Source organism: Candidatus Dorea massiliensis AP6 (assembly GCF_964245105.1).
In the GTDB taxonomy this organism is placed as follows: Bacteria; Bacillota; Clostridia; order Lachnospirales; family Lachnospiraceae; genus Laedolimicola; species Laedolimicola intestinihominis.
Genome location: NZ_CAXTKW010000007.1, coordinates 102,363 through 128,412 on the forward strand (window position 1 = coordinate 102,363; position 26,050 = coordinate 128,412).

The 26,050-nt window shown below is 48.0% G+C and carries 22 protein-coding genes and 1 tRNA gene; 7 read left to right on the forward strand and 16 right to left on the reverse strand.

Going from position 1 to position 26,050, the window contains the following annotated elements; genetic code table 11:
• Positions 1–9: 9 nt before the first annotated feature.
• The 5 genes from ACESZP_RS08975 to ACESZP_RS08995 all read right to left on the reverse strand — a co-directional run bounded on the left by ACESZP_RS08975 (position 10) and on the right by ACESZP_RS08995 (position 8,542).
• On the reverse strand, positions 10–1,110 hold the full coding sequence (locus ACESZP_RS08975; RefSeq protein WP_499708810.1) for a TRAP transporter substrate-binding protein: 1,101 nt from the start codon (positions 1,108–1,110) through the stop codon (positions 10–12).
• Between the two features lie 310 nt (positions 1,111–1,420).
• Positions 1,421–5,647, reverse strand: a complete 4,227-nt coding sequence (locus ACESZP_RS08980; RefSeq protein ID WP_499708811.1) for an autotransporter outer membrane beta-barrel domain-containing protein — start codon at positions 5,645–5,647, stop codon at positions 1,421–1,423.
• Positions 5,648–6,001: 354 nt separating this feature from the next.
• The gene (locus ACESZP_RS08985) at positions 6,002–7,195 is read right to left on the reverse strand and encodes a site-specific integrase (protein ID WP_499708812.1); all 1,194 of its coding nucleotides are present in this window, start codon (positions 7,193–7,195) and stop codon (positions 6,002–6,004) included.
• A gap of 79 nt (positions 7,196–7,274) precedes the next feature.
• Positions 7,275–7,478 carry an excisionase gene (locus tag ACESZP_RS08990; protein WP_499708813.1) on the reverse strand — a complete coding sequence of 68 codons (204 nt, stop codon included), beginning with the start codon at positions 7,476–7,478 and terminating at the stop codon, positions 7,275–7,277.
• Positions 7,475–8,542: a replication initiation factor domain-containing protein gene (locus ACESZP_RS08995; RefSeq protein ID WP_499708845.1), complete on the reverse strand. Its 1,068-nt coding sequence runs from the start codon at positions 8,540–8,542 to the stop codon at positions 7,475–7,477. Before ACESZP_RS08995 ends, ACESZP_RS08990 begins: the two co-directional genes overlap by 4 nt.
• Before the next feature lie 565 nt (positions 8,543–9,107).
• On the opposite strand from ACESZP_RS08995, the gene ACESZP_RS09000 reads away from it, so the two are divergent.
• Together ACESZP_RS09000 and ACESZP_RS09005 are read left to right on the forward strand one after the other, a co-directional pair.
• Complete coding sequence (locus ACESZP_RS09000) at positions 9,108–9,710, forward strand: helix-turn-helix domain-containing protein (RefSeq protein WP_456298627.1); 603 nt, start codon at positions 9,108–9,110, stop codon at positions 9,708–9,710.
• Between the two features lie 254 nt (positions 9,711–9,964).
• Complete coding sequence (locus ACESZP_RS09005; RefSeq protein WP_118660662.1) at positions 9,965–10,147, forward strand: hypothetical protein; 183 nt, start codon at positions 9,965–9,967, stop codon at positions 10,145–10,147.
• A gap of 522 nt (positions 10,148–10,669) precedes the next feature.
• Here ACESZP_RS09005 and ACESZP_RS09010 read toward each other — a convergent pair.
• The 3 genes from ACESZP_RS09010 to ACESZP_RS09020 all read right to left on the reverse strand — a co-directional run bounded on the left by ACESZP_RS09010 (position 10,670) and on the right by ACESZP_RS09020 (position 12,759).
• A complete protein-coding gene (locus ACESZP_RS09010) occupies positions 10,670–11,248 on the reverse strand; it encodes a TetR/AcrR family transcriptional regulator (protein ID WP_499708814.1) in 579 nt (192 codons plus the stop codon).
• A gap of 130 nt (positions 11,249–11,378) precedes the next feature.
• Positions 11,379–11,450 (reverse strand) — tRNA-Gln (locus ACESZP_RS09015).
• 130 nt (positions 11,451–11,580) lie between these two features.
• Entirely contained in the window at positions 11,581–12,759 is a 1,179-nt protein-coding gene (locus ACESZP_RS09020; RefSeq protein WP_499708815.1) for a cation diffusion facilitator family transporter, read from the reverse strand.
• A 254-nt stretch (positions 12,760–13,013) separates the two neighbouring features.
• Between ACESZP_RS09020 and ACESZP_RS09025 the strand changes: the two genes are divergently transcribed.
• Positions 13,014–14,468 (forward strand): nicotinate phosphoribosyltransferase, encoded by a 1,455-nt coding sequence (locus ACESZP_RS09025; RefSeq protein ID WP_499708816.1) that lies wholly within the window; start codon positions 13,014–13,016, stop codon positions 14,466–14,468.
• Positions 14,469–14,508: 40 nt separating this feature from the next.
• On the opposite strand, the gene ACESZP_RS09030 is transcribed toward ACESZP_RS09025, so the two are convergent.
• Positions 14,509–15,465, reverse strand: a complete 957-nt coding sequence (locus ACESZP_RS09030) for a LysR family transcriptional regulator (protein ID WP_499708817.1) — start codon at positions 15,463–15,465, stop codon at positions 14,509–14,511.
• Positions 15,466–15,627: 162 nt separating this feature from the next.
• Between ACESZP_RS09030 and ACESZP_RS09035 the strand changes: the two genes are divergently transcribed.
• Both ACESZP_RS09035 and ACESZP_RS09040 read left to right on the forward strand, forming a co-directional pair.
• The gene (locus ACESZP_RS09035) at positions 15,628–17,055 is read left to right on the forward strand and encodes an aspartate ammonia-lyase (RefSeq protein ID WP_499708818.1); all 1,428 of its coding nucleotides are present in this window, start codon (positions 15,628–15,630) and stop codon (positions 17,053–17,055) included.
• A 158-nt stretch (positions 17,056–17,213) separates the two neighbouring features.
• Positions 17,214–18,587 (forward strand): sodium-dependent transporter, encoded by a 1,374-nt coding sequence (locus tag ACESZP_RS09040; RefSeq protein WP_499708819.1) that lies wholly within the window; start codon positions 17,214–17,216, stop codon positions 18,585–18,587.
• A gap of 36 nt (positions 18,588–18,623) precedes the next feature.
• Here the strand turns inward: ACESZP_RS09040 and ACESZP_RS09045 are convergent, their stop codons facing one another.
• Positions 18,624–18,773 (reverse strand): hypothetical protein, encoded by a 150-nt coding sequence (locus ACESZP_RS09045; RefSeq protein ID WP_499708820.1) that lies wholly within the window; start codon positions 18,771–18,773, stop codon positions 18,624–18,626.
• Between the two features lie 81 nt (positions 18,774–18,854).
• Here ACESZP_RS09045 and ACESZP_RS09050 point away from each other — a divergent pair, with 81 nt between their 5' ends.
• Both ACESZP_RS09050 and ACESZP_RS09055 read left to right on the forward strand, forming a co-directional pair.
• Positions 18,855–19,133: a helix-turn-helix domain-containing protein gene (locus tag ACESZP_RS09050; protein ID WP_178039996.1), complete on the forward strand. Its 279-nt coding sequence runs from the start codon at positions 18,855–18,857 to the stop codon at positions 19,131–19,133.
• The gene (locus tag ACESZP_RS09055; RefSeq protein ID WP_499708821.1) at positions 19,120–20,253 is read left to right on the forward strand and encodes a type II toxin-antitoxin system HipA family toxin; all 1,134 of its coding nucleotides are present in this window, start codon (positions 19,120–19,122) and stop codon (positions 20,251–20,253) included. The genes ACESZP_RS09050 and ACESZP_RS09055 overlap by 14 nt, the downstream gene beginning before the upstream one ends.
• Positions 20,254–20,376: 123 nt before the next feature.
• On the opposite strand, the gene malQ is transcribed toward ACESZP_RS09055, so the two are convergent.
• The 6 genes from malQ to ACESZP_RS09085 form a co-directional block, all read right to left on the reverse strand.
• Positions 20,377–21,843 carry a 4-alpha-glucanotransferase gene (malQ, locus tag ACESZP_RS09060; protein WP_499708822.1) on the reverse strand — a complete coding sequence of 489 codons (1,467 nt, stop codon included), beginning with the start codon at positions 21,841–21,843 and terminating at the stop codon, positions 20,377–20,379.
• Between the two features lie 6 nt (positions 21,844–21,849).
• Positions 21,850–22,089 carry an HPr family phosphocarrier protein gene (locus ACESZP_RS09065; RefSeq protein ID WP_158362543.1) on the reverse strand — a complete coding sequence of 80 codons (240 nt, stop codon included), beginning with the start codon at positions 22,087–22,089 and terminating at the stop codon, positions 21,850–21,852.
• 34 nt (positions 22,090–22,123) lie between these two features.
• On the reverse strand, positions 22,124–23,221 hold the full coding sequence (locus ACESZP_RS09070) for an ABC transporter ATP-binding protein (protein ID WP_499708823.1): 1,098 nt from the start codon (positions 23,219–23,221) through the stop codon (positions 22,124–22,126).
• A gap of 88 nt (positions 23,222–23,309) precedes the next feature.
• On the reverse strand, positions 23,310–24,320 hold the full coding sequence (locus tag ACESZP_RS09075; protein WP_499708824.1) for a LacI family DNA-binding transcriptional regulator: 1,011 nt from the start codon (positions 24,318–24,320) through the stop codon (positions 23,310–23,312).
• 8 nt (positions 24,321–24,328) lie between these two features.
• Positions 24,329–25,171, reverse strand: coding sequence for a carbohydrate ABC transporter permease (locus ACESZP_RS09080; RefSeq protein ID WP_186873767.1), 843 nt, complete (start codon positions 25,169–25,171; stop codon positions 24,329–24,331).
• 1 nt (position 25,172) lies between these two features.
• Positions 25,173–26,024 carry a carbohydrate ABC transporter permease gene (locus tag ACESZP_RS09085; RefSeq protein WP_158362550.1) on the reverse strand — a complete coding sequence of 284 codons (852 nt, stop codon included), beginning with the start codon at positions 26,022–26,024 and terminating at the stop codon, positions 25,173–25,175.
• Positions 26,025–26,050: the final 26 nt, after the last annotated feature.

Sequence of the window (26,050 nt, forward strand, 5' to 3'; positions counted from 1 at the left end):
TATTTCTTTTTAGTTTGCCTGCTCAATTGCTGTCAAAAGTCCGTTTACTACATCCTCGCCTACCTGACCGGTTACGTAGTCAATACAGGGCTGTCTCATAGCGGAGTGCCAGTCTTCCAGCTCAGCCTCGGTCGGTGTGTAAACTTCCATGCCGTACTCTTCCAGCTTTGCCACGCCTTCGTCGTTCAGCTTTTTGCAAACTTCTGAAGCCTCCGGAGTAACAGTTTCTGCCGCGTCGGTTACAACCTTCTGCAGATCCTCCGGCAGAGAATCCAGGAACTTCTCGCTGATAGCGAAGGTTACGATGGAAGCGATGTGCTTGTCCAGAACCATGTATTTCTGTACTTCATAAGTCTTGTCGTTCAGAATATTTACAGGCGGGTTCTCCTGTCCATCTACAGTACCGTTCTGAAGCGCTGTATACATCTCGCTGCCTGCCATGGGAACCGGGTTCGCGCCGATTGCGGATACCATCTTCTCGCAAACCTCGCTCTGCATTACACGGAAGGTGATGCCCTTTGCACTGTCTACGGTAGTCAGCGGAGTCTTTGTGGTGGTGAAACAGCGCATGCCGTTACAGAAAGCTGCCAGTACATGGATACCGGATTCCTCGCCGATCTTGCCGAAGAATTCCTGTCCCCACTCGCCAGACAGAACCGCGTCGCACTGTGCCTCGTCCTTGAACAGAGCCGGGCAGCTTAAGACCATGGTATCAGCATAAATGTTGTTCAGGGAGTTTACATTTGCTACCGTCATCTCCAGAGAACCGTTCAGAAGTCCCGCCAGGTTCTCCTCTACGCTTCCCAGCTGTCCGGAGGGATAAATCTCTACGCTGACCTGTCCGTTACTGTTCTTCTCTACCTCTTCTTTAAACCGCTCGGTCCAGGTTACCTCTGCGCTTTCCTCTCTCGGAACATCGCCCTGGGTCATACCCAGCTTAATCACGTAGCTCGCGTCTCCGGTGGAGGCGGTATCTGCGGCGTCTGCCGCTGTGTCCTCGGTGGTGTCTGCTGCCGGTGCGTCTGCGGTCGCATCCTTGGAACCGCCGCATGCGGTCATTCCGACTACCATCGTTGCTGCCAGAAGCGCTGCCAAAACTTTCTTTTTCATAGTTATCCTCCTTTTAAATGTTTTTCTCCGTGTTTGTAGGACAATTTCTACTGTGCTTTTATTATATCGTCTATTTATTTGTTTGTAAATGTTGTTTTTCGCCAATATATTCATATTAATTTTATGCATTTTGTCTATTCATTTACAATATTATCCTACAATTATTTTATTTTGACAGAACAAATCCTTTTGAAAATATTTCATATACACATACAGATAAAAGGGACTGCCGCTCCATCACCTGTTATCGATGATGAAGCGGCAGTCCCTTCTGGTAGTTCCCACATTTTCCCTGTGTTCTGCGTTCTATTTACTTGTTATATTTTTTTCTACTTCCGATCACTGCGCCTAATACCGCACCGCTGCTCAGGAACAGAAGCGCAAGCCAGAGCTGCAACTCGTTTGTATCGCCGGTTTCCGGGCTCTTGCCCTTTGTCTTCGGACTGGAGACCGATGATTTGCTATGGCTTGTTTTAGTACCGGATGGCTTTGTGTCAGCCGGCTTTTCCGTAAGCTTCGCTATGATCGTCGCGTCCTTTGTAATTTCCTTTGTGGCAGCCTCGTCGCTGTAATATTTGCCGCAGCCGTCGCAGTACCAGTACTCAATATTGCCCTCGGCGGTCTTGGTCGCCGCCTTTGCCGGAACATGTTGAAGGTGGATATGATTCTGCATATTCAGGCTGCCATATTCCTTTCCGCAGCCGCTGCAGACCGCCTTGTCCTTGCAGGTGGCCTCCCCGCCGTGATGCCGTGCCGCCAGCTTCTGCCATGCCAGTACCGGAAGTTCTGTCGTATCCTCTGCCGCATCGGTCAGGGGCTTGCTGCCCTCGGTGTCCCAGGGGTTCTCGTCTCCGGTGCGGTTGGCAATCAGCAGATTCAGCACGGTGCCCTTGGCAAAGTCGGCTGCATCATAGGCTGTCGGTGTCACAACCTCGCTTTCGCTGGTATTGTCGTTTGCTCCGATGCCCTTTTCTGCTGTGCCGTTCAGATAATAGCAGTTCTTTATTTTGCCGCCATAGTGCTCATCATCGTAATCATCCCCATAGACATAACCCGCAATCGCTCCATATTTGCTTTCACCGCCTGTAGCGCTAACAGTACCCATATTATAACAGGATTCCATTTCCCCTCTATGATGTCCTGCCACACCGCCTGTATGACTGTTACCTATTACTTTACCCAGATTATAACAATCCTGTATGCCTCCTGCTTCCGGGGTTTCTCCTGCGATACCACCGATATCGTCATCACCGCTCACCTCACCGGTATTATAACAACGTTCAACGACTCCACTGTCATTGATATCTCCTACGATACCACCGATATCGTCATCGCCGCTCACGGTACCGGTATTGCTGCAATTTCGGACGATAACATTATCATAGATAACACCTGCAATACCACCGATATCATCGTCGTCACTGGTAATCGCGCCTGTATTGTGACAATTCTCGATAATTGTATTGTCATTGGCATCTCCTACGATGCCGCTGATATCTCCGTCTCCACGGATCTCACCCGCATTATAGCAATCACGGATGACAACGCTATCATAGCTCTCTCCCACAATACCGCCAATATTATCATCACCTTTTATCGTGCATTCACTCCTGCAGCTTGAAATACTGGTGGTACCTATCGCTTCTCCCGCGATGGCGCCGACATAATCATACCCTTCTATATATCCTGTTACTGTCAGAGCTTTCACTGTGGCATTCTCCAGCTTTGCGAAAAGACCCTGATAGTCATCACTACTATTGGTATACAATCCCCGAATTGTATGACCGGCACCATCAAATGTACCTGTGTAGGGCGCTTCATAAGTTCCGATTGGCGTCCACTCTACCGCTGTCCCATCGGAATAATTACCGTCCGCATCGAAGGTTCCCTCATTGAGTACGATATCATTCATCAGCCTCCCGCAGAGACTAGCTTCTCCATATTGACTCACATTTTCCCAAAACAGATACAGTTCTTCTACCGAACTGATTGGGACAGGATGCTCTTCTGTCCCGTCATAACTGCTGTTATACCGCGCCGCTACAGTACCATCCTCGGAAATAGCATTACGATAGGCCAGGCGTGTGCCGTCTGCGTAATACCAGCCTTCAAAATAGGCATCTGTCTTTTTCGGAGCAGTTTTCTGCGTCGGCCATACCGTATCATCCAGTACCTGACGCAGGTAGACTGCGCCATCCAGCATATAGGTCAACAGATGGGAGCCGTCCACTACTGCCAGCTTCTCGTCCGTATAAACGGTACCGGCTTTCATCTCTATGGGCTGCGCATAGGTACCGCCTTTGATCGTGCCACCGCTCAACGGGCCGCTCGCATTACCGTCTGCGGCGCTTCCCGCGCAGATTACCTTACCGTTAAAAGTACCATTTTCAATGGTGCTTTTATTTGTTACGGTATTGCTGAAGGTGCCGCCGGAAATGGTGCCGCTATTTATTACCGCACCGCTGAAAGCCCCGCCGGAAATGGTGCCGCTGTTTGTTACTTCGCCCCGGAAATCAGTCTCGGCTGTGCTTTCCGCCTTCGGTTCTATCCTTCCTTCATTGTAAATGGTATCCTCCACCGTACTTCCGGCTGCTATGATGGTTCCGGCTGAATCCAGATATGCTCCGCTGCCCAGACTGGCCTGGTTTACGGAAATGCTGCCGCCTGCTATCGTAAGCTTCGTACCTGATGTAATATGGAATCCGCCGCCCCAGTCGGCTTTATTTCCGGTAACGGCTGTGCCGGAGAGCGTAATATTACCATTGTCGCTATAGACACCACCGCCAGCACTGATCCTTCCATCATCCGTTTCATTTTCCGCAATATTTCCGGCAAGGTTGCCACCGCTCAGGTTCAGGGTTCCGCCACCAAACAGGTAGAAGCCGCCGCCCCATCTGGCGCGATTTCCAGTAACGGTTCCACTGTTGAAATTCACTGTGGTGTTTTCGGTCAGATAGATACCGCCTCCGTCCCAATCTGCCTGATTGTCCTTCACAGTACTGCCGGACAGCTCTATCATACCGCCCTGGTTTGCATAGATGGCTCCGCCTTTATAGGCTTTATTTCCTGTAACCTCGGTTCCGGACAGGGTTATATTGCCGCCGTTACGCAGAAAGGCTGCTCCGCCCTGCTCGCTTGCCGTGTTCTCGCTGATAGCTCCACCGGATAATACAGCACTGCCTCCATCATTTACGTAAACAGCCGCGCCCCACTTGGCTTCATTCTTACTGACAGTGGCTCCTGAAAGCGTAACCGTACCATCTTTTATGTAAACAGCTCCGCCATCTATGTTTGCTTTATTTTCATTTATCGTACCACCTGTCAATTCTACTTTACCGCTTTGGTTCATATAGATAGCTCCGCCCCTGTCAGCACTGTTCTTCTCGATATTGGCACCAGAAAGTGTAACCGTACCTTCGCCCTCCATGTACAGGACCCCGCCGGAATTTGTTGCTGTATTTTCGCTGACAGTACCTCCGCAGAAATTCACCGTACCGGCACCTCTTACACAGATAGCACCACCGGATTCCGCACTGTTATTACGGATGGTACCGCCATACAGATTTACTTTACCGCTCTTGCCATCCTTATTATTCAGCAGAATTGCTCCGCCCTGTTTATATCCATTATTTCCAGAGATTTCACCGCCATACAGATTCAAAACACACTCCGAATCATCCAGGGCAATGGCGCCGCCACCGCCATTCTCTCTGTTCACGTTTCCGCCAGTGAGCTTTCCACCAAAAATATCCAGTGTACTATTATAAATATAGATACATCCGCCGCCCCATACATCTGTATTTGCGCCCTGAATCACTCCACTGCTGTCCGGGTCGCAGTCGCAAAGCACGAGACGTCCATTTCTCACTGTAATCTTCTTTTCTCCGTTGCTGGCATACGTTTTTCCATTGAGACACAGATACAGTGTATTCCCGTCCTTCACATCCAGATTAGAACTGATCTTGACATCATTCGTCAAATATACATACGCTTCCCCATTTGTATAGGTAATAGCATCTGTACCGTTCCAAGGAGTAAATGTTACATTGCTGTGGCTTGTGTGATCGCCCGCCTCTGTATCTCCACCGCAGATACAATGCATATGCTCCGCATTTACCACCGGCTTGAGCGCCTCCTCGCCCTCCGCTGCCTGCAAAGTCACTGCATTCCCTGATTTCTTCTCCCCGGCAGCGCCTTCTTCTTTTTGCTCTTCCTTTTTTTCTTCCTGTGGCTTTTCTTCCTGTGGCTTTTCTGCTTTCTGTTCCTCTTTTTGCTCCACCTTCTGCTCTTCCTGCGATTCTTCTACGCCATATTTCCCGCAGCTCTCTGCCACGGCACCCTCCGCGCCGCAGACCGGACAGTCTGCATTCATGCTCTCTGCTGCGCAGGCTGTCTCACAGATACACACTGGCGTGTCCCCATTGTTTTCCTCGCTAATGATCTTGACCTCGTCGTTCGCCTCCGCAAATACCGTCATGGGAACAAGGGATAAAACCATGCACAGTGTAAGCAGAATGCTCAAAAATCGTTTCTTCATCACTTTTCCTCCGGTCTTTTTATTAATTAATCGTTTGATTATACAATATCATAATATAGCTCCATATACAAGCATATCTATAAAAGGATAGAAAAAAATAGTGCCTGACCTGACGGCCAGACACCACTTATCCACCATGTGATTCTCTATTCTGCTTTTTTCTCCACTTTTGCTTTATATTTACCAGAAATTATATATCACTTTTTTCTTATCTTTTTATATCTTATCAAATGTCCGCAAAGCCTTATTTTATCGGCTCTACGGGCATTTTTACTTTCTGTTCACGTTCGCATATCGGGGTATATCTTCTTATGTTTTCCCTCTCAAACGTGGTAAATTTCGTGGTAAATACTTCTATGCTATCAGACGCTTTATCTCTGTTTTGGCACTCTCAATAGAGGAATGTGCATACCAATCCATTGTGATACTGATATTGGAATGACCCATGATATATTGTAAATCTTTCGGGTTCATGTTCCTGTGTGCCATTTTCGTACAGAACGTATGCCTTAATATATGCGGTGTGATATGTGGCAGTGGGTTCTCCTTATGGTGCTTGTTGTATTTCTTTACCATACGGACAAATAAACTGCTGTAATCAATCGCTACTTTCGGCTTGCCTTTGTGATTGACAAATACAAAATCGCTGTGTCCGTCTACCTCTATCGGCTTTGTCTTTGGTCGGCTCTTGATAACCCGTTGAAATGCCTTGATTGTTTCTTCGCTCAATGGCACTTGCCTTATTCCGCTTTTGGTCTTAGGTGTTTCGATATAATAGCCCTGTTCCTTGCTCTTTAGTAGCTGGTGGTCGATATGGACTATCTCATTTTTGAAATCAATGTCCTTGACCGTCAATCCGCATAGTTCCGAGATACGAAGCCCTGTTTTTAACAGTATCAGCACATCATCATAATACTTGTGGTACACGTTATCTGTCTTGATGAATGAGAGTAGGGCTTGTTCCTGTTTCTCTGTCAATGCGACTTTCCCTTTGGTATCATCTTCTATGACTTCATTCAGCTTGAAATCAAAGGGATTTTTCCTCACATAATCATCTTGTATGGCTATGTAGAATGACGCTTTTAACGAGCGTTTATGGTTGTTAACGGTGTTGTAGGAAAAGCCTTTCTCTTTCATGCGTAACGCCCATTCTTTAGCGTCAGAGGGTTTTATGGTATCAATGCTCCTAGCACCCAGCTTGTCCTCTTTCAGTAACCGCATGAGCTGTTCTCTCTGTTTCTGTGTGCTTTTCTTCACGTTTGCCCTCTGTGCGTTCTGTTTGGCGTACAGTTGGCAGAGTGTCATTTTCTTGCCTGTACTGTCGATACCGTCTAACAGGTCTTTTTTAATCTGTTCCTCTTTTTCCCGTAACGATATATCATGACGCTTGCCCTTTGGTGTTACGTCCGTTGGTGTCAATCTCCAAGCATATACATATTTTGTGTTTCCAAATGCGTCCACATATTTATATAAGTATTTTCCGTCTGTTCGTTGGCTCTCTCCGGTATGCAGGATACGTCCTTTGCTATCCCGTCTTTTTTCTTTCATGGTTTCATGCTCCTTTCCTTGTTGGAAAGAGCCTTGATATGACTTGTTTTCATCTTAACACATACAAGGCTCATTTGCACTAGATAGCGTCCAATTTATCAATGACCTGTTCAAACTGTCGGCGTTTAATCTGTATGCGGTTGCCATTCATAATGAGCCATTCTGCGTGTCTGTTCTGTTCGGCTAATCTTCTCAGCTTGTTTTCTCCAATGCGGAAGTATCTGGACGCTTCCTCAATGGTAAGGGTGTATTTCTTCCATACAGGTACATCACAATCATTCATAGGACGCACCCCCCTTTCCCATGTTTCGTGTCATACTGGATATAGGGGATAAGGTCGGTTCGGTCTATCCGCTGTAAATGAGCAGTCAGCTTGCTTGAAAGACTAGGGCTGTATCTTGCCTTATCCAGCATAGTTCCCACTTTTTCAAGTCCGCCTAATGCGTCATGTTCTTCCAAGAAATAAAAACTTTTGACAGCGGAAATCACGCCACCCTCTGTGAGCCATTGCTGTGTTTCTTCAAGGGAGTTATGCGGTTTTGGTGTATTCAGTTTCAAGACTTCCACAGCCCCTAAAAAGCGTTCCCAAAACTGACACGTTTTCCATCTGCTCTTATTACTTTCGTTTTTGTTTGGCACGACAAAGCGTAAGTTATTTGCCAGCAGTCCGAAAGCCAGCTCTCCAAGTTCCAATGGTCTGTCCTTAAATGTCATGGCAAAGGCATGCGCCTTATCATCACGCAGTTGCATTTCTGTCCGTTTCCAACTGCCGACTTCATCAAGTGTCTTATTGTATTTTGAACAGATTTCCTTATCCTTGTCATAAAAGCGGTAGGACAATCCCGACTTTCCAGCACCGATATAAACAGTCTTTGCGGTGTCGAAATCATCAAACTTACTTTCATCAAAGTGGTAGCCCTCACTATTGGAGATAAACTCCTCTTTTTCGCATTTCTTCTTTATCTGTTCTATGGTAAAGAATGGTTTTTCGTTCCTGTCATCAATGGCAACGTCAAGTCTTGTGAAATGGAAATTATCCAGTCCGTATCTTCTCTCACAGTGCCAGAACATATCTCCAAAGGTTAAATTTCTGTTATCGAGGATACGGAAAATATCATCGCACCCTCTGCCTGTCATGACAAGATAACAGCCTAATCCTTGTGGATTGTCCTCTGTCTTTCTTGCGTTCCCCGATATATAAATATCTCCAATCTGCCAGCGTGTTTGATAGGTCTTGAATTTAACGGTTGCAGGATAGACATTGAAAATGTTAGTCGGTAAATCTAAAATGTGTGTGATTACATCTTCTGCTGTTGCAGTATCAAATACAATGCTGATGTAATCAATCTTAACGGATAAATTTTCATGTGTTGCGATACTTCATTACTCCTTTCGTACTTCCCGTTTTTTTGCAGGGTATAAATTGTGTTTTATCCTTTATTTATCACAGTTTCTAGGTACTATGACATGTATGCGCAGGGCGGTGTTACATATACGCCCCTTACGAACGCCGAAAGGCGTTCCCTTTCTTCCTGTGTCTGATCCGTTCTTAACGCTCACGAGCCTTGTAAGGCTCGTGGCTAAACGGAACAGCCCCAGTCAGAAACCCGATTTTCAGTCTGATAGTCCATGCCTATTCATGCTATCAAAGTGAAAATATATCTTTTATATGCTTACTCAAGCGTGTGATTGACCCTATCGTGCTTAATCACTTTATCTGATACGATAATAACGCCATTAGAATTACTTGTCAAGAAGTTTTTGTTGACTTTTTAATATATATTAAGTATGATATGCTTATAAATACCATAAAAAGCAACGAAAGGAGCGGTTATACTAAGTTATGGAGGGTTATATAAAGAAAATCAGTTTCTTAGGAGAGAACATACAAACCATAAGAAAACACAGAAAAATGAAACAACAGGAGCTTGCGGACAAAATCGGTATCAATATGCAGAGCCTTTCCAAGATTGAACGTGGCGTGAATTATCCTACCTTTGATACGCTGGAAAAGATAATGGACGTGCTGGGTGTAACGCCGAATGAATTATTGTCGGGAGAATGGAAGTATATCGACCACACCGAGCCATATATCATGGACGTTATCAAACGTGAACAGGATTTCAATGTTTCCTTAGATTATCTGTCTGAAAATGAATTTTTCAATGACGAAAGAGAATGTAGATTTTACATGGAATATAAACTCATACAGTATATTCATAACTACATTACCAATGAGGTTACGGAGTTGGAAGAACTTATGGAAATCAAGCAGTTGATACAGCGTCAGAAATTAGAACGCATGATGAAAGTGCATAAGGAAATGCGAGGGTTAGACCGATACAGAGAACAGCCCAAAGAGTATAAATACCATGACCCTTATGATGATTGGATATTCCGTCAGCTTGCGGATATTGACAACAGAAATAATATTCCTAATACTTCTCCACAAGTAGACTTTAACGAGGGAGATTATGAAGATTATCTAAAGGCGAAATGGAACAGAGGTCTTTAATTTCCTCTTGCATGGAAGATACAGCAAACAAAAAGCCCAGTAAAGAGTGCAAAGCACCACCAATGGTGGCAAGGCTCTTGACAGGGCTTTTTCTTTTCTGCGGTAGGTAATCAAGAGGAAGAAAGAAAAAGTGTGTTTGTTCAATGCAGAAAATATTCAAAGGGTATGCTGATTTTTATTGTGGCGGATATATGGAACTGTTATAATATGGTATGAAGAAACGGACAAATAATAAGGTGTAAAGGAGTAGTGCTATGAAAGATAAAAACATTTTAAGTTGTGTGGGAATAATTATTTATATTGCTATGTCTGGAATTGATAGATTTGTTTATCATATACCTAATATTATTTATATACCAGTTGCAATTCTTGGTATTGCTTTAATTTTAATTGGCTTTTTCAAAGATAAATTTAAACAAGAAAATTTCGATTTATAGAACTGAAAATTAAAGATTTAGAAAAGGTGGTAAATATGATAGGGCTAATACTTGGTATTATAATGGTGGTTTTAGGTGTATTCAGTATTATTAAAGGTAAATTGCCCCTTATCAAAAGGTATAATGGGGTAAAAAATATAAAGCTACATTCAAGAATTGAGGGAACAGCTACATTGTTAGTAGGAATTATGCTGATTTTTCAATGTTTTATATCACTAGGAAATGTTGAAATTGTTATCATTATTTTATCAATTTGTATTTTTTCGTTGATACTAGAAATTGCATTAAAAGTAATATAAAAAACCCATTTTGACAATTTCATATCCATACACACAAAGCAGTTAGTCTTAGGATTGACTGCTTTTTAATAAAAGACACCGCTTAGGTGTTAAGGGTGTCTTTTTAGTGCTATTTTATTGTCATATCAAGGCTCACTCAATCGTGGTAAATTCGTGGTAAATTGAATAATTTTCTATACTTCAAATTGCTTGAAAGTATAGTGTTTATGCGAATAATCGAAAATTATATATAAAATTTTTCCATAAACATCACGATACTCTGCTTCAGCACCTCCAGCTGGCTCTTCAGATAATACTCATCTTCAAACATTGCGTAATGCACGCTGGCGCGGATCAGAATAAAGATCAGCGGCGTCAGCACCTCGCAGGGAATCCCAAGCTTCGCCTCCAGACTTATGGCATACTCCATATAACGCCTGCTTACTCCTTTGAAGAACTGCTTGCCGTGTTCGATATACTTCGGATGCGTGTAGACCTGGTACATCAGCCGGTATTTCTTCCCGTGCTTTTTTGCTGTCCAGTAGGGAATCTCATCGATGAAATGCATCAACTCCATCGGATCGGTGGGCGCTTTCGCCATGAAATCATCCTCCACCTTCGCCATACAGTATCCGGTAGACTGTATAATCAGATCGTCCAGATTCTCAAAATACTGATACAGCGTAGCGGAATTACATCCGCAGGCCTCCGCTACTGTCTTGATTCCCACACCCGTCAGGCCATTTTCCGCATAACAATCGTAGGCCTTTTCCATCAATTCTATTTTTCTCGCCCGCCGGGCCTCTTCGTTTACTGTACGCAAAGCTTTCTTCCGCCTTTATATAAAATAATGGACTGATGATATACTTCAGATTTTCATTTTATCATAGCTTTTTTTATATCGCAATGTTCTCAAACACAAAAAAAGGAATCTCATAAGAGATTCCTCTTACCAGGGCTACAAGGATTCGAACCTTGAAATGACGGAGTCAGAGTCCGTTGCCTTACCGTTTGGCGATAGCCCTATGTCTTAGCGACGAATGTTATGATACCATAGTATTTTATAGAATGCAAGCACTTTTTTCATTTTTTTCGATTTTTTTTCGACCTTTTTTCGGCCTTTTGCGGAACGCCGGAAATCGGGCGGCGGATGGACTATTCCTCCGCCACGAAACCACTGTCAAACGTAATGACGCAATGGTAGCGTTCGTCTAGGGATCTCACTTCTTCTTCGATAGCTTCCCGAAGCTTTGGCCGATCATTTTCCCCATAGGAAAAAGGGACAACCACGTCAAAGATCAGATTAATCCACTTTTCTCCATCCACCATACGAAAATCATGCAGGCTCAGACGTTCATCCATCTGATGAAGCACTTCCTGCACCTCTGCCTTCACTTCTGCCACCTGCGCGTCCGCAGTCTCCACCGGATCCATATGAATCACCAGAAAGATTCCCAGCTTCTTTGCCGCGTCCCGCTCGATCCGGTCAATGATCTCATGGGATGTCTCGATATCCACATTGTTCGGCACCTCCGCATGGATGGATGCCAGACTTTTCGTCGGACCATAATTGTGTACAATCAGATCATGGCTGCCCAGAATGCCGTCATAGCTTTCCACAAATTCTGAAATCTCCCGGTACAGCTTTGGATCCACCGACTGGCCAATCAGCGGCTCCAGCGTATCCTTCGCAATACCGACGCCGGCCCACATGACAAGCAGGGATACCGCCAGGCCCACATAACCATCGATATTAATCTTTGTAAAATAAAAGAAAAGGATCGAACCTATCGTCGCCAGCGTTGTTACCACATCCCCCAACGCGTCTGTGGCTGTCGCCTGCATCACAGTGGAGTTGATCCGTTTCCCCAGCTTCTTATTAAAAAAGCTGAGCCAAAGCTTCACAGCCACGGACGCCAGCAGAATGCCCATGGAAATCAGATTGAAGCTTAATTCCTCCGGCGTCCGGATTTTCGCAATGGCGTTTTTGAAGAAAGTAAAGCCTACCTCAATGACCAAAAATGATACAATCAGCGCCGCAATATATTCGATGCGGCCATGGCCGAATGGATGCTCCTCATCCGCAGGCTTCTCTGCCATTTTTACACCGATGAAACCGATGACGGATGAAGCAGCGTCGGACAGGTTATTGAAGGCGTCCGCCATAACGGACACACTGTGAAGCACCAGTCCCACAGCCAGCTTTCCCCCAAACAGAAGCAGGTTGCAGACGATGCCAACCAGACTGGCCAGCACACCGTAGGCCGTCCGAACCTTCGCTTCCTCTGTATTTTGATAATCTTTTACAAATGTTTTTACCAGTAATTCAGTCATATTTCATTGCCCCCATTTTTCGAACGGCTGTTGCCGATCACTAACTCTCCATATACAGCAATAGCACCAGAAGGCAGCTTTCGCTGCTCTCTGATGCTATTCTCTCTATCATATATTATTTCTACGAAAAATGGAAGTGGATCTTGTTATTTTTTTGTAAATGTGCTATCTTGATAACATCTAATTTAATGACAAGACAGTTGTCCGTTCATTAAACGGCGCTGTCCGGAACTGCGAAGGAGCGCAAACTTATTATGAGTACGATGAAACTGACTCTGCTGACCGACCTCTATGAGCTGACCATGATGCAGGGATATTTCAAGAATCACACCAATGAAACGGTTATTTTCGATGCCTTTTACCGGAAAAATCCCTCCGGAAACGGATTTGCCATTGCGGCTGGTCTTGACCAGGTTATTGATTACATTAAGAATCTGACCTTTGATAAGGATGATATTGTCTATCTGAGAAGCCTGAAGCTTTTTGATGAGGATTTTCTGGATTATCTGAGCAATTTCCATTTCTCCGGCGATATCTACGCGATTCCCGAGGGAACGGTTGTATTTCCGCGTGAGCCGCTGGTAAAGGTTATCGCCCCGATTATGGAAGCACAGTTAGTGGAGACTGCTATTCTGAATATCATCAACCACCAGAGCCTGATTGCTACCAAGTGCGCCCGGGTCGTATACGCGGCTAAGGGCGACGGTATCATGGAGTTTGGTCTTCGCAGAGCACAGGGTCCGGACGCCGGTATCTACGGAGCCCGCGCTGCCATGATCGGCGGCTGTATCGGCACCTCCAATGTGCTGACCGGACAGCTTTTCGACGTGCCGGTTAAGGGTACCCACGCGCACAGCTGGATTATGAGCTTCCCGGATGAGTATACCGCATTTAAGAAGTATTCCGAGCTGTATCCGGATGCCTGCATTCTTCTGGTGGATACCTACGACACTCTAAAATCCGGCGTCCCCAACGCTATCCGCGTATTTACAGAGATGCGCGAAGCCGGTATTCCGCTTACCTTCTACGGTATCCGTCTGGACAGCGGTGACCTGGCTTATATGTCCAAGAAAGCCCGCAAGATGCTGGACGAGGCCGGTTTCCCGGATGCGGTTATTTCCGCTTCCAGCGATCTGGATGAGTACCTGATCAACAGCCTGAAGGATCAGGGCGCGGCCATCACCTCCTGGGGTGTCGGCACCAATATGATTACCTCCAGCGACTGCCCGGCTTTCGGCGGCGTATACAAGCTGGCGGCTGTACAGGATGAAAATGGAGAGTTTATTCCGAAGATTAAGCTTTCCGAAAATTCTGAGAAGATTACGAATCCGGGCAATAAGACGGTGTTCCGTCTCTATGACAATGAGACCGGCAAGATTCGCGCGGATCTGATTGCGCTGGCTGATGAGTCTTATGACGCGGACAAGGATCTGCTGATCTTCGATTCCATAGAAACCTGGAAGAAGACCACCTTAAAAGGCGGCACCTACCATGTACGGGAGCTGCTGGTTCCGGTGTTCCTGAAGGGCGAGTGTGTGTACACTTCTCCGAGCGTTATGGAAATCCGGGATTACTGTAAGAAGGAGCAGGAGACGCTCTGGGATGAGACAAGAAGACTTACCAATCCGCATCAGGTTTATGTGGATCTGTCGGATAAGCTGTTTCGGATTAAGACGGGGCTGCTGGATCAGATGAGCCAGGGTAAGTAGTATATAACGGACGACAACGGGAGGGCACAGCCCTCCCGTTTTAATTTTGGGGGTGGGTAGGGGTGGTGGTTGTTAGTTTCAAGAATTCTTGCATGGCTCGGGTCTGATAGCGGCCGGCTTTCCAGTAGAAGCGTAAGCTTCTGCTACGGCGGCCCTCCGGAAGCTTGAAGTAGACCACATCAGGGCGGGCAGGGACTTCACTTATCAGAGTGTCGCTGACGAAAGCTATCCCTAAGCCGGAGCAGACAACATGGTAGGATGTGAGCTGCTGATCCAGCTCCAGAGAAATGTCGGGGGTGATGCCGGCGGTCTGTAAAATTTCAACGGCGCGCTTGCGGGTGTCGTTTTCAGGTTTCAGCATAACGAAGGGTTCCTGGGCAAAGAGCTTCAGCGGGACAGGCTTCACCGACTCGTCTTTCCAGCCACCGGTCACGATCATTTCCCGGGAGACGATGTAGGGGCTGGCTTCCCGGATGGCCGGAAACTTGTAAGGAACGGCCAGGAACAGGGTCTCTTCCCGGTAGACGGCATGGTCGAAGAGCTTCGGATCCAGCTTACAGTTGTCCAGCATCATGTCAATTCGGCCCTGCTGCAGGAGGCGGGCCAGCTCGGCGGTGCTCTCCTCTATCAACTCCACATGTACCTTAGGGTAACGGACGGAAAATCGACCGATGAGGCCGGGCAATACCCAGGATGCAAAGAGGCTGCTGCCACCCAGCACCAGATTACCGGTTTTCAGGTCGCCCCAATCGTTTACGTAGTCGGAGAATTCATTTTCAATGGCCATGATCTGCTCCACGGAGCGGATGTATCGCTCGCCGCATTCGGTCAGGGACAGGGGCTTGGTGCTCCGATCGAAAAGCGGATATCCCACTTTTCCTTCAATTCTTTTAATATTGGCACTTAGGGACGGCTGGGAAATACACAGGCGCTCAGCCGCCCGGGAGATACTTTTTTCCTGATAAACTGCATAGACGTATTCCATTCCGCGGAACATGATTTTCCTCCCCATAACATAATTTTAAAGTTATATAGATTATAGAAATATATGTATTTGCTTATATTGTAGCAGGTTGCTATAATAAGTTCAACAATGAAATTTGAAAAGCGCGCAAAAATCAGGTTTAAAAATTACGTTATTTACTGAAGGAGAAGGATTATGAGCGACAAGACAGAATATAGAGTTGAAAAAGATTCCATCGGTACCAAAGACGTCCCCGAAGACGTGTACTACGGCGTCCAGTCCTTGCGTGCCGCAGAAAATTTCCATATCACCGGACTGAATATGCATCCGGAGATTATCAACAGCCTGGCTTATATTAAGAAGGCCGCTGCCATCACCAACTGCGAGATTAACCTGTTGGATAAGAAGCGGGCAGACGCCATCGTGAAGGCCTGCGACGAGATTCTGGCCGGTCAGCATCACGAGGACTTCATCGTTGACCCGATTCAGGGCGGCGCCGGAACCTCTATCAATATGAATGCAAATGAAGTCATCGCCAACCGCGCCATCGAGCTTCTGGGCGGCCAGAAGGGCGATTACTCCATCGTACACCCCAACGACCATGTAAACTGCGGCCAGTCCACCAACGACGTCATCCCCACTGCAGGTAAGATGACTTCCCTGCGGCTGCTGCAGAATCTGAAGAAAGAGCTTCTTCGTCTTCACGACGCGTTTTCCGCAAAGTCAGAGGAATTTGACCATGTCATCAAGATGGGACGTACCCAGATGCAGGATGCGGTTCCCATCCGTCTGGGACAGGAATTCAAGGCATACTCTGTCGCAGTTATGCGTGATATCCGCCGTATGGACATCGCCATGGACGAGATGCGTTCCCTGAACATGGGCGGTACTGCCATCGGTACCGGTATCAACGCAGACGAAGCTTACTTAAAGCGTATCGTTCCGAATCTGTCTGAGGTATCCGGTATGGACTTTATCCAGGCCTTCGACCTGATTGATTCCACCCAGAACCTTGACCCGTTCGTATCCGTATCCGGCGCTATCAAGGCCTGCGCCGTTACCTTATCCAAGATTGCCAATGACCTTCGTCTCATGTCCTCCGGTCCCCGCGCAGGCTTCCATGAGATTAACCTTCCGGCAAAGCAGAATGGTTCTTCCATCATGCCGGGCAAGGTAAACCCGGTTATTCCTGAGGTAGTGAACCAGGTTGCCTTCAATGTCATCGGAAATGACATGACCATCACCATGGCTGCTGAGGCAGGCCAGCTGGAGCTGAACGCTTTCGAGCCTATCATCTTCTACTGCCTGTTCCAGTCCATCGATACCCTGGCTTACGCCGTAGAGACCTTCGTAGACAACTGCGTCATTGGAATCACTGCCAATGAGGAGCGCTGCCGTTATCTGGTAGAAAACAGCGTGGGTATTATCACTGCCATCTGCCCCCATGTGGGCTACCAGAAGGCCGCCGATATCGCCAAGAGAGCCATGAAATCCGGCGATTCCGTCCGTGAGCTGATTCTGAAGGAGAAGCTTCTGACAGAGGAAGAGCTTGACGAGATTCTGAATCCGGTACAGATGACTGAGCCGGGTATCTCCGGTAAGGAGCTGCTGAAGAAGGACTGATTTTTACATAGCCACTTTTACATGATCATTTTCTAATCACAAGACCGACGCCTGCGTTCACTGCCATCTTCCGCGGACGTCGGTCTTTGATTGCTTTTTCATTCCCTTTGTGGTACACTTATTTCCTATATACCAATCAGTAAATGGGGGATTTACCAATGAATTCACACAATCACAAAAGAAGCTCTTTTTCGGGAAAACTGGGCTTTGTACTCTCCGCAGCCGGCGCCTCCGTAGGCCTGGGCAACATCTGGCGTTTTCCGTATCTGGCGGCCAAATACGGCGGCGGTATTTTTCTGCTGGTCTACATCATTCTGGCGCTGACCTTCGGTTATACCATGATCGTGGCGGAGACTGCCATTGGCCGCATGACGAAAAAAAGTCCGGTGGGTGCTTATCATACCTTTGGCAAATCTAAATGGCTGTCCTTCGGCGGTTGGATCAACGCGATTATTCCGATTCTGATCGTTCCTTACTATTCCGTCATCGGCGGCTGGGTAATCAAATACCTAGTGGAATATCTCACAGGACACGGACATGCCCTGGCTGCGGACGGTTATTTCTCCGCCTTTATTTCCAATGGCGTCTCCACAGAGCTTTGCTTCATCGTATTTTCTCTGTGTACCCTGCTGATTATCTACGCAGGCGTCCGCAACGGAATTGAGCGGGTATCCAAGATTATGATGCCGATTCTGGTAGTATTATCTGTCATCATCGCCGTTTACTCCATAACCAGACCGGGGGCTCTGGCTGGCGTGAAGTATTTCCTGGTACCGAATCTGGAGAATTTTTCCTGGATGACCGTAGTAGCGGCCATGGGACAGATGTTTTACTCCCTGTCCATCGCCATGGGTATTCTGGTGACCTTCGGCTCCTACATGAAGAAAGATGTTTCCATTGAAGAGTCCACGAAAAATGTGGAGATTTTCGATACAGCCATCGCGATTATGGCGGGCCTGATGATTATTCCGGCAGTATTCGCCTTCTCCGGCGGAGATCCGGATACGCTGCAAGCCGAACCGGCGCTGATGTTCATCACCATCCCAAGGGTCTTCGACAGCATGGGGATGGGAACTGTCGTGGGTGTCCTGTTCTTCCTGCTGGTACTCTTCGCAGCTATGACCAGCTCCATCGCCCTGACCGAAAGCGCGGTGTCCACCTTCGAGGACGAGCTTGGCTGGGGCCGCAAAAAGGCCACTGTCATGATCGGTATCATTATGCTCGCTCTGGGAACCCTGTCCTCCCTGAGCTACGGTCCCCTGGCTGCTGTGAAAATCATCGGTATGCAGTTTCTGGATTTCTTTGATTTCCTGACCAACTCTGTAATGATGCCCATCGCAGCAGTCGCTACCTGCCTTCTGGTGTCCAGAGTCATCGGCGTAAAGGGAATTGAAGAAGAAGTGCTCCACGGGGAACAGTCTTTTAAGAGAAAGAAGATTTTCCGCGTCATGATCCAGTATCTCGGACCGGTCTTTGCAGTCATTATCCTGCTCAGCTCCGTGGCAAACGCCTTTGGGTGGATTTCGATGTAGTCCTATCCGATATCTTAGAAGAGGTGTTACAAATAGTCAAAACAGGCTATTTGTGACACCTCTTTTTCTATTTGCGCAGGCAAATTCCGCCTTTCTTTTATATATCTCAGCAAATAAATTCTCTCTGCTATTTATAGAACTTTTTGTCGTCATTCCATCTTTTATTTCTTGAATATGTTCATCCATTTATGTATAATATATTATATAATTTTACTTATTTTATTCATTTTTAGATAATATATTATCTATTATAAAAGGGGTTCTTTCATGAACGAATACATCTGGGAAACCGCCGAAGAACTGGACAAAAAAATTGCCGACCGGGTGCGCCTTATCCGAAAGCGCCGCTCTATTTCTCAGGAAAAACTGGCGCAGATCAGCGGCGTCAGCTTCGGCTCTGTGAAACGCTTTGAAACCACCGGACAAATCTCACTTCTCTCATTGACCAGGATTGCCATGGCACTGGATATGGCAGACGATTTGAGACAGCTTTTTACCGAGGTTCCCTATCGGAACATTCAGGAGGTTATCAATGAAAACAAATAAAGTCATTCAGGTACTTTATGACGAAAGGCTGGTAGGCACCCTTGCCCTGACAAGCGCACATAAGGCCGCATTTGAATATTCTGAGGAATGGCTGGAGACCGGCTTTCCCGTCAGTCCCTTTTCGCTTCCGCTGAAGCGCCAGGTTTTTCTTCCATCCAAAGATTATTTTGGTGGACTATTCGGCGTATTTGCCGACAGCCTGCCGGACGCCTGGGGGCGCCTTCTGCTCCAGCGTTTATTAAAACAGCAAGGGGAAAATGCGGATCGTCTCACGGTTCTCGACCGTCTCGCTATTGTAGGTTCTTCCGGAATGGGCGCGCTTACCTATCAGCCGCAGTATGATCTTTGCGCGGAACCGGAACTGGATAACCTGGACGTTCTGGCCCGGCAATGTCAGAAGATCCTGAATACCGAATTTTCCGATAAGCTGGATGAATTATACCGTCTGGGCGGAACCAGCGGCGGCGCACGGCCTAAAATCATGACGCAAATCGACGGTGAATCCTGGATTATCAAGTTTCCCGCCCATGTGAACGGCCCGGACGCCGGATTTATGGAATATCAGTACGCTCTGTGCGCGAAGCAATGCGGCATTACCGTAAGTCCGTTCCGCTTATTTTCTTCTGATGTATGTAAAGGCTATTTCGGGACGAAACGCTTTGATCGCGTCATGACTTTCTCCGGTGAAAAACGTATCCATATGCTGACAGCTGCTGCTCTTCTGGAACTGGATTTTGAGCAGCCAAGCCTTGATTACCACAGTCTGATGAAGCTGACGAAGATTTTGACCCGTGATAATCCTCAGGATCTGGAAAATATGTATCGCCGCATGTGCTTCAATGTCTTCGCCCACAACCGGGACGATCATTCAAAGAATTTTACCTATCTTTACGACGATACCACCGATTCCTGGCGGCTGAGTCCGGCCTACGACCTGACCTACAGTAATACTTACTACGGCGAGCACACTACGACCGTCGATGGCAACGGGCGAAATCCCGGCCTGAAAGAATTGGTTGCTGTCGGAACTGCTGCCGGTCTGAAAGCTAATTTGTGTAAAACCATTGCATCTGAAATTGATATCTGCGTAAAAGAAATGCTTGGGGCATATGTTTTGTAACTTTTCCAACCGTTTTTCTTCTTATTTTGCAACTTTTCTATCTTTTGTAAATAATTGGATGCAAAAAACAGGACACAGCGTTTGCCATGTCGCGTTTTTTACATCCGTATCATCTGTACTTTTTTATTTTTCCAACCGCCCACAGGCTTCCATCTTCTCTCGAAGTTCTGCAGCCAGCTCTGGCGTAAAGCTTCCCTCTTTCGCTCTCCAGCGCCAGTTTTCGCCCACCGTGGATGGCGTATTCATGCGGGCTTCGCTTCCCAGTCCCAGGATATCCTGCGCCTGGACGATGGCAAGCTCTGCCCGGCTGTTCCAGATGGCAGCGAGCATAGCCCGGGCCGTCGCCTCATCCTCTGTCTCATGGAGATATTCCCTGGCGTAGGCCACATCCTCCGCCGGGGCCGTCTTCAGCCAGCCCAGCGCCGTATCGTTGTCATGGGTTCCCACATAGGCCACGCAATGCTCCGGATAATTCTCCGGCAGATAGGCGCTGCCGCCTCCGTCCCGGCTGTCGAAGGCAAATTCCAGTACCTTCATTCCCGGAAAGCCGCTGTCCTTCAGAAGCTGGTGGACCGACTCGGTCAGATAACCTAAATTCTCTGCAATGATCCGCTGCGGCCCAATCTGATCCTCCACTGCCCGGAACAGAGCGATTCCCGGTCCCTGCTTCCAATGCCCGCCCCGGGCCGTTGTGTTTCCATAAGGAATCGCATAGTAGGAATCAAAGCCCCGGAAATGATCGATCCGCAGGATGTCATAAACCTTGCAGAGATACTGAATCCGTCTGACCCACCAGTCATAATCGTTTTTTTCCATATATCCCCAATCAAAGAGGGGATTTCCCCAGAGCTGTCCGTCTGCGGAAAAGCCGTCCGGCGGACAGCCGGCCACTTCCCTCGGGTTCCGGTTCTCGTCCAACTGGAACAACTCTGGATGTGCCCACACGTCCACGCTGTCCAGAGACACATAGATGGGCAGATCTCCAATCAGACGGACGCCCTGCTCATTGGCATAAGTGCGAAGCTCCTCCCATTGCCGGAAGAACAGGTACTGAAGCACCTTCCAGAAGCGGATCTCCTCCGCGTACCGAAGCTCGATTTCCTCTGTCGAAAGGGCTTCCCACTCCTGCCAGGACGCTCCTCCATGGGCGTGCTTCATGGCCATGAAGCGGGCGTAATCTCCCAGCCAGTAATCATTGTTCGCACAGAATTCCGGATAATCCGAAGGAATCCGCGTAAGGAACCGCTCTGCGGCCTTCCGCAGAATCGGGTAACGCTTTTCGTACAGGGCTCCATAATTGACCTTCTCCGGCACGCTTTCCCAATCCACCTCTCCATACTCCTGCCATTCCAGAAGTCCGTCTGCCTCAAGCAGCTCCAGATCGATAAAGTAAGGATTGCCCGCGTAGGTAGAAAAGGACTGGTAGGGAGAATCCCCGTAGCTGGTGGGACAGATGGGAAGCAGCTGCCAGTAGCCCTGACCTGCCGCCTTCAGAAAATCAATGAATTCCCGCGCCGGTTTTCCCATGCTGCCGATTCCGTAGGGACTCGGCAGGGAAGAGAGGTGCATCAAAATTCCACTGCTTCTCACCGGCCATCACGCTCCTTTTTCCACAAGATAGGGTTTCAGATCCTCCTGAAGCTTTTCATCCCCGTCCGTATAGGCACAGAGATCCAGCGGGTGGGTCAAATCTAGGGAAAAGATACCCATAATGGATTTGGCGTCAATGGTATAGCGTCCCGACACCAGATCAAAATCATAGGGATAGCGGGTAATGGTATTTACAAAGTTTTTTATTTTTTCAATGCTGTTCAATAAAACGGTATATTTCGTCATCGTGATTTTCCTCCTAACTGCCCGATTTTTAATCCTAATGACAGATGATGGCTTCCGTCTCCGCGTCAAAGACATGAATTTTGTTCACATCCAGAGCCAGCTTCGCCATGTCCTCTGCGCGGATTCCGGTGCGGGACGGCACTCTGGCTACCAGCTTCTGTCCGAAGCAGGTCAGATACAGATAAATCTCAGAGCCCATCATTTCCGCCAGATCTACCTTCGCCTCAATATTGGAAGCGTCGGAGATAGCCAGGAAGGACTCTTCCGCGTGAATGTCCTCCGGGCGGATGCCCATGATAACCTCTTTGCCCACATAAGCCTCCAACTCCGGCTTATTCACAGGAATCTGGTAATCGCCAAATACCAGTACGGTTCCGGCAGCATCCTTCTCCACCTTCACGTTCACAAAGTTCATCTGGGGAGAACCGATAAAGCCTGCCACAAACTTGTTGCAGGGATAATTGTACAGGTTCTGGGGCGTATCTACCTGCTGAATAATACCGTCCTTCATGACTACGATACGGTCGCCCATGGTCATCGCCTCAGTCTGATCGTGGGTTACATATACGAAGGTGGTCTGCAGACGCTTATGTAACGCGGCGATCTGGCTTCTCATCTCGGTACGGAGCTTGGCGTCCAGGTTGGACAGGGGCTCGTCAAGCAGGAATACCGCAGGGTTCCGCACCATGGCGCGGCCCAGTGCCACACGCTGTCTCTGTCCGCCGGACAGCGCCTTGGGCTTCCGGTCCAGATACTCCGTCAGACCCAGAATCTCGGCTGCCTCACGTACCTTTTTGTCAATCTCGTCCTTGGGCGTGCCATGAAGCTCCAGGGCAAAGGACATATTTTTGTATACCGTCATATGGGGATACAGGGCATAGCTCTGGAATACCATCGCGATATCCCGATCCTTGGGCGCCACATCGTTCACTCTTCTGTCGCCGATGTACAGGTCGCCTGAACTAATCTCCTCCAGACCCGCAATCATGCGGAGAGTCGTGGACTTTCCGCAACCGGACGGACCGACTAGCACGATAAATTCCTTGTCGTGAATTTCCAGATTCAAATCCGGAACCACTGTATTTTTATTGTCATAGGTTTTCACCACATGCTTAAATGTAATATCTGCCATTTTTCTTCCTCCTTACCGTGTCCGCCCGGAGCGCACACCGTAATTATTCCATATCTTCACCGTTACCCATCTTATCTTCTGTTCTGTCTTAGCGGGCGATTTTCGCCGCGCTCTCTCCCTCCACGATATCGAAGGGAAGAAGCTCATGCACCGCCGGACGCTCTCCCGCAATATCCGAGAGCAGAATTTCCAAGCTCCGGTCGGCTATCCTTTCTCGGGCCTGGCGCACCGTGGTGAGCCGCGGAGAAAGATAATTTCCAAGTTCGATTCCGTCAAAGCCTATCACGGAAACGTCCTCCGGTACCCGAAGTCCCCGGTCCCGGATAGCGCGGATAGCGCCCACTGCCAGTACATCTGCCATGGCAAATACCGCCGTCAGATCCGGCATTTGCTCAAACAGCTGCTCCATGGCGTGATAGCCCTCCTCCATGGAAAAGAACGCCGAACGGTACTGCCGACCGGGCTCCAGCTTCATGCCCTGCTCCGCAAAGGCCTTTTCACAGCCCTTGTACCGGGTATGGGCCGCATGGGACTTCTCCATATAGCCGCCCAGGATACCGATGTTCCGGTGACCCAGCTTTAGAAGATGCGCTACCGCTGCCTGAGCGCCTGCCTCGTCGTCTGTACTGACACTGGAGAGATTGTCAAAGCCCAGCTCCGCCGCCGAGTTGGTAACCAGCACACAGGGAATCTCCAGCCGGTCAAACCGCTCTTTGAAGAACTCCAGGTCGCTTCCCAGAAAGAGAATCCCCAAGGGATGCCGCTCCAGGCATACCCTTTCGGCCCGCTCCACCTCGTTTTCCTCCTCACCGATATAGTAAATGAAGGAAGCATACTTTTTCTCACTTATAAGCCGTTGCAGCCGCTCCACGATGGATGCGAACAGCATATTCTGGGAACCCTTCACGATAATCGCGATTCCGCTGCTGGCCTGCTGCTTCAAGTGCTTGGCGTTGCTGTTTAATTTGAAATGGTGCTTTTCCACCACTGCCATAATGGTCTTTCGCGCTTTTTCCGATACATCCGGATGATTATTGAGTACACGGGACACCGTGCCCACCGCGTATCCGGACTCCTTCGCAATGTCTTTGATTGTCATCTGTATGTTTATCCCTTAACTGCTCCCGCAGCCACTCCTTTGATAATGTGTTTCTGGCCCAGCAGATATACGATAACAATGGGAATTACGGTTAACATAATGCTTGCCATCATGGGGCCCATCTCTACTTTACCATAACTTCCGCGGAAATACTGGATCAACATAGGAATGGTCTTATAATTCTTAATATCCAGTACCAGGGTCGGCAGAAGGTAATCGTTCCATACCCACATGGCCTCCAGGATTCCTACGGATACCAGGGTCGGCTTCAGCATGGGAAGTACAATCAGGAAGAAGGTCTGCAGCGGATTGCAGCCGTCGATCATGGACGCTTCCTCTACCTCCAGGGGAATGGATTTCATAAAGCCCGCGAACATGAAAACTGCCAGGCCCGCTCCGAAGCCCAGGTAGATAATCCAGATATTCCAGGGCTTGTTAAGGTTTAAGGAATCCGCTGTCTGGGACAGGGTGAACATCACCATCTGGAAGGGTACGACCATGGAAAATACAAACAGGTAATACAGAATCTTTGACAGCTTTCCCTTTACCCGGGTGATGTACCAGGCGCACATGGAGCAGCAGATAAGAATCGCCGCCACAGAGGTGATGGTAATCAGAAGGCTGTAGCCCAAGCTCTGTAAAAAGCCCTTGGAGGCAATCGCGTTGGCGTAGTTCGCCAGGCCTGCGAAGGTGTCCGCCGTCGGCAGAGTGAACGCGCCGGATGTGGTAATCGCCGTCTCCCTCTTTACGGAATTAAAGAGAATCATGACGATCGGATAGACATACAGCAGCGCCAGAATACTCAGAAACACTACCATGACCGTATCCTGTATCTGTTTTTTCTTTCTCATCTTACTGCTGCACCTCCCTCTTACGTGTAGCCCGCAGCTGGAGCACGGAAATTACGATAACCAGCAGGCAGAACAGTACGGCCTTGGCCTGGCCGAGACCCTTCCACTGGGCTCCTGCCCTTGCGTAGAAGGTCTGATAGATATTCAGCGCCAGCATCTCTGTCATATGGTTCGGATCTCCTCCGGTCAATGCCAGGTTCTGGTCAAAGAGCTTGAAGGAGTTGGTCAGTGTCAGGAATACACAGATGGTAATGGACGGCATAACCATAGGAAGCTTCACCTTCCATAAAGTCTGCCAGGGCGTCGCTCCGTCGATCTGGGCTGCCTCCAGCAGGTCATCGGAGACATTCTGCAATCCCGCGATATAGATGATCATCATGTAACCAATCTGCTGCCAGCACATGAGAATAATCAGTCCCCAGTAGCCCGCGGAGCTGTTCAACGCCAGAAGCGGCTGTCCCACGATAGAGAGTACACAGTTGATCAGAATCTGCCAGATATATCCCAGCACGATACCGCCGATCAGGTTCGGCATAAAGAAGATCGTACGGAAAATATTGGTGCCCTTAAGCTTCCGTGTCAGAAGCAGCGCCAGCGCAAAGGCAATGACGTTAATCAGCACAATGGAGGCCACCGCGAAGAGCACGGTAAACTTAAAGGAGCTTAAAAATGTAAGGTCGGAAAAGATTTTTTTATAGTTTCCAAAACCTGTAAATTTCGCGTTTTTTACTGTCGTGAACTGGCAGAAGGACAGATACAGTCCCTCAAAGAAGGGAATGATAAATCCAATCGTAAAAGCCAGAAGCGTAGGCAGTACAAAAAGGGGCGACCAACGTTTGATCGCTTTTTCCATGATTCTGCACTCCTTTCTGAGTTAAA